We start from the raw sequence: 491 nt of genomic DNA, 5'->3' as shown, positions 1-491 counted from the left end.
ACCGACCGCCGCTTCGCCGAACTCAGCGCCGAGGTCCGCGCCCTGGCCCAAGCCCAGCGCCGCACGGAGGAGATCCTCCAGCAGGTCCTCCTGCGCCAGGAACAGTTCCAGCGCACCCTGGACCACTTCGGCCAGATCATCGGCCCCATCACCGAAGAACATATGGTCCAGGCCTTGCAGGAGTGGATCGCCCAGCAGGGCGGCACACTGCTGACCCCCGTGGTCTCCATGACCCTGGACGGCCTCGGAGAGGTGGACGGCCTGGCCCGGGCCCGCCTGCCCGACGGCCGGGAGGCCTGGCTGTTAGTCTCGGCCAAAGCGAAGGTATGGGCCCGCTCCATCACCGAGTTCGTGGAGCGGATCCTGCGACACCCGGAAGCCCGCGAGCGCCTGCAGGCCCAGGGGGTGGGGGATCCGGTGCTGCCGGTGGTGTTCGGACGGGCCCTGGATCATCGGGCCCTGGAGGCGGCGCAGCGGGCGCGGGTCGGGCT

The 491-nt window shown here is 71.1% G+C and carries 1 protein-coding gene; it reads left to right on the top strand.

Annotation, left to right across the window (positions count from 1 at the left end; genetic code table 11):
- A partial coding sequence (locus CFB18_RS15390; RefSeq protein ID WP_159461729.1) for a hypothetical protein occupies nucleotides 1-491 on the top strand: 491 nt, incomplete at both ends.

It is taken from the genome of Thermoflexus hugenholtzii JAD2, assembly GCF_900187885.1.
GTDB classification, from domain to species: domain Bacteria; phylum Chloroflexota; class Anaerolineae; order Thermoflexales; family Thermoflexaceae; genus Thermoflexus; species Thermoflexus hugenholtzii.
Note: the sequence above shows the minus strand (reverse complement) of the source record. Positions and strands in the feature narration are given on the sequence as shown.